This is a genomic window from Thiohalorhabdus sp., from assembly GCF_036628635.1.
Lineage (GTDB): Bacteria > Pseudomonadota > Gammaproteobacteria > Thiohalorhabdales > Thiohalorhabdaceae > Thiohalorhabdus.
Genome location: NZ_JAZKRM010000111.1, coordinates 1 through 3159, shown reverse-complemented (window position 1 = coordinate 3159; position 3159 = coordinate 1). Strand labels below are relative to the sequence as shown.

At 68.3% G+C, this 3159-nt stretch carries 2 protein-coding genes; both read left to right on the top strand.

Features of this window, described 5'->3' with window-relative positions; all coding sequences use genetic code 11:
• The first annotated feature begins 665 nt into the window (after nt 1-665).
• A complete protein-coding gene (locus tag V5A19_RS14155; protein ID WP_332327979.1) occupies nt 666-2147 on the top strand; it encodes a Do family serine endopeptidase in 1482 nt (493 codons plus the stop codon).
• Nucleotides 2148-2404: 257 nt separating this feature from the next.
• Entirely contained in the window at nt 2405-2956 is a 552-nt protein-coding gene (locus V5A19_RS14150; protein ID WP_332327978.1) for a DUF2062 domain-containing protein, read from the top strand.
• Nucleotides 2957-3159 lie beyond the last annotated feature (203 nt).

The window sequence follows — 3159 nt, the reverse complement described above, 5'->3', positions numbered from 1 at the left end:
CCAGCAGCGAGACCAACGGGGTCTTCTACTGGTACAGCTTCCTGTGGATGAAGCCCAATCCCGACGGCTCCTGGTACGCGGACTAGCCCCCCTGACTAAAGGGATCGGTCGGGTCGGGCTGCCCTTCGTTTGACGATTCGACCTCTTCCCGGGGACGGTCCTCCCAGGCGCTGCCTACCCCGTATACGGCGCCTCTTGAACTCCGCTGCTGGATCCGCTGACTAACCGGACGCCCCCCGGAGGGGCCGAAGGGCCTCGGGGATTCCAGCGATCCCTTGTCGGTATGACAAAACGGCGTCACTTTTCCGGTTCCTCAACCTGGCCATCCAGTTCCTTCAGGGAAGCCGTGGTTTTCGACCCTGACGCTGCGCCTAGTCATTGCTAGGGCTCGACAGGGCCGTGGCGATTCACCGGAGCGAGGCCCCGGTCGGCAGATTGCTTCGCTGCGCTCGCAATGACGGCATAGGGCGTCACCGCGAGGCCCGGCAGGGCCGCGGCGGTCTCCCGGATCGAGGTCTCGGTGGGTAGATCGCTTCGCTACGCCTGCGATGACCGGGCTTGTCGGGGGCGGCAGCCGGCGCCACCGGCCAAACGCCAATCCAAAGTCCCTGAAGCGATCGGATAGGCCGTTTCCTCCAAGCTTGGCAACCAACCGAAAGGACCGTATGGCTTCCCTTCATTCGCACTCCCCCTTCCTGAAGGTCGCCGCTCTTGCTTTCGGATTGATCCTGGCGGCCTGCACGGAGTCCCCCAGCTCCGGGGACAGGGCCTCCTCCCAGGCCGACGAGGCCGGCGCCGAGCAGGTCACCCGGGCTCCCGCCGATTCCCTCCCGGGCTTCACCGGGATCGTCGAGGCCAACCGGGACGCCGTGGTCAACATCAGCACCACCCGCAAGGTAGGCGGCGGCGGTCCGCCGATCCCCGAGCGCTTCAAGGGGACCCCCTTCGAGGAGTTCTTCAAGCGCTTCTTCGGCGAGCGCGGCGGCGGCCGCGAGCGCAAGGTCAGCTCCCTGGGCTCGGGCTTTATCGTCTCCAGCGATGGCCACATCGTCACCAATGCCCATGTGGTCAAGCAGGCCAGCAAGGTGGTGGTCCAGCTCGCCGACCGGCGCCAGCTGGAGGCCGAGGTTCTGGGCAAGGACATGGCCACCGACCTGGCGGTGCTGAAGGTGGACGCCGAGGGGCTGCCAACGGTGCACTGGGCGGCGGGCAATGGGCCGCAAGTTGGTGAATGGGTTCTCGCCATGGGCTCGCCCTTTGGCTTCGAGCACAGTGTTACCTCCGGTATCGTCAGCGCCAAGGGCCGCAGCATCCCCGGCCAGTCCGGCAGCTACGTGCCTTTCCTGCAGACCGACGTGGCCATCAACCCGGGCAGCTCCGGCGGGCCGCTGTTCAACCTCGAGGGTGAGGTGGTCGGGGTCAACGCCCAGATCTACTCCAAATCCGGGGGCTACATGGGCCTGTCCTTCGCCATCCCCAGCAAAGTGGCCCAGGATGTGGTGGCCGAGATCAAGGCCGATGGCGAGGTAACCCACGGCTATCTGGGGGTCGCTGTCCAGGATATGAACCGCGAGCTGGCCCAATCCATGGGGCTGGACAAGCCCCGCGGCGGGCTGGTTACCCGTGTCCGGCCCGGCACCCCGGCCGAGGAGGCCGATCTGCAGGCGGGCGATGTCATCCTGGCGGTGGATGGGCAAACGATCCGCCAGGCCGGCGATATCCCGCCCCTGGTCGGCCGCAAGGATCCGGGATCGGAGGTGACGCTCACCCTTCTGCGGGACGAGGAGCGCATCGAAAAGGCCGTCACCCTCGGCGCCCTGGCCGAGGCGCGGGGCAAGAAGGGTGAGGATATGGCCTCCGAGCCCACCAGTGCCCTGGGCATGCGCCTTGTGCCCGTCCCCGAGCAGCTGCGCCAGCGCCGACCCCTGCCGGAGACCGGGGGAGCCCTGGTCAAGAGGATCGGGGAAGGGCCGGCCCGCCGGGCCGAAATCCGCCCCGGCGATGTTATTCTTAAGCTGGGCGAGGCCCGCATCGAGGGTCCCGGCGTGGTCTCGAGGCTGCTCAGCCGGGTTGAGTCCGGGGCCCGGGTGCCGGTTTTGATCCAGCGGGGTGAGCGCACCCTGTTCGTGCCGCTGCGAGTGCCCTAGCCAGGGCGATCAGGCCTGATCGAATTTGCCGGCCTACCGCTTTAATTGAGGGCGGATTGGGCCCGCCCCCCGGCACCGGGGGCTGTAGGAGCCCAGCTCCGCCGGGCGAGCCGTTGCCGGATCGAGGCCCCGGAAACGAAAGGCTCGCCCCATAAATTGGGCTCCTACAAAGGCCTCTGTGGGTCGGCACGTGGTTGGGGCGCCCCTTCTTGAACGTTGTCACCGATCGCTGATAGCTGACCAAGGTCCGCCTGCCCATGCATCGGGTATTTCGACGCCATTTGCCCACCGAGGCCACCGTCCGCCAGTGGCTCGGGGACCATCCCCTGGTCGCCCGCATCCTGGCCCGGTCGGGGTTTTTGAGCATCCATCGGCGCGCCCTGGCCCGGGGGGTGGCGGTGGGCCTGCTGGTGGGCCTGACCCCCACGGTGGGCGTCCAGACTATCCTGATGATCCTCCTGTGCGTGTGGATCCGGGCCAGCTTCCCCGCCGCCTTCCTGGTGTCCTGGGTCAGCAACCCCCTGACGGCCCCGGCCCTTTACTTCGCCTTCAACCGCCTTGGGGAGGCGGTGTTCGGGCGCATGCTGGCGCCGCTGCTGCCCACCGAGGGGCTGGTCGACGAGGCCACCCGCCAGACCCTGTATCTGGCTCTGGGCAGCGGCCTTATCGCGCTTCCCGTCGCCCTGCTGGGCTACGGCCTGTTCCTGGCGGGATGGCGCTATTCGGTGGTCAGCCACCGCTGGCCGGGCGGGCGCTCCCGGGGCCAGCCCCGCGACGGCGGCGACGGGCCGGGCGGCGGAACGGCCTAGATGGCCACAGCCCGGGAGGGATAAGGCGCTCCCTGGACGCTTGCCGGCCGGAACCGTAACCTCAGTGGTTCGGACCCTTCGGCCTCAGGAGAGCGCATTGCAGCGGCATGGTGCCGTCTGGGCCGCGTTGCGGGCCTTCATCCTGTTCCTCGGCCTGTGGCTGGTGCTGACCGACGCCGCGGCCGACGGCCTGGCCTTCGGGG

What these genes read in the sequence shown, in the direction of transcription:
- V5A19_RS14155 (WP_332327979.1), top strand. Translation starts at nt 666, where the DNA reads ATGGCTTCCCTTCATTCGCACTCCCCCTTCCTGAAGGTCGCCGCTCTT.
- V5A19_RS14150 (WP_332327978.1), top strand. Translation starts at nt 2,405, where the DNA reads ATGCATCGGGTATTTCGACGCCATTTGCCCACCGAGGCCACCGTCCGC.